Below are 500 nucleotides of genomic sequence, written 5' to 3'. Positions count from 1 at the left end.
GACCGCGTGGGGACCGCGGTGCCGACCTGGCCGGCCTTCGACTCCTGGTCGAGGCGTCCCGAGACGACCATACAGGTGTCGCGCTCGAAGCAGTACTCGCACTTCGCGTCGGCCTCGTAGCCGGTCGGGATGTCGGCGTCGTACTCCATCGCGGCGATCTCGTTTCGCGTCCGGACGACGAACTGCAGGAGGCCGGTGCCGATCGAGAAGTCCTTGGCCGGCGAGAGGTCACCCGTCTCCTCGTTGCGCTCTAAGGCGGTGTTTTTGGTGTAGAGCAGTGTCCCCGTATCGGCGGGCACGCCGCGCTCGGAGAGGACGAGCGCGTAGGCGGCCGCCTGAATCTTGTCGTGGAAGCGCGGCTCTCGCTTCGTGTTCTTGCCGGTCTTGAGTTCGACGGGCATCCCGCGGCGGAGCGCGTCGGCGCGGCCCTTGATCCCGAACGTCGGCGAGATGAGGGTGTACTCGGAGCGCCACTTGTCCTCCTCGGTGAGCGTGCCCTG

Annotated in this window: 1 protein-coding gene; it reads right to left on the bottom strand. The window is 67.4% G+C overall.

Going from position 1 to position 500, the window contains the following annotated elements:
* Positions 1-500, bottom strand: a 500-nt coding sequence (locus tag DEQ92_RS22010; RefSeq protein ID WP_115821788.1) for a PD-(D/E)XK nuclease family protein, incomplete at both ends; no start/stop codon positions are given.

It is taken from the genome of Haloferax sp. Atlit-6N, assembly GCF_003383195.1.
Lineage (GTDB): Archaea > Halobacteriota > Halobacteria > Halobacteriales > Haloferacaceae > Haloferax > Haloferax gibbonsii.
The sequence above is the reverse complement of the archived record's forward strand: the minus strand, read 5'-3'. Positions and strand labels throughout refer to the sequence as shown.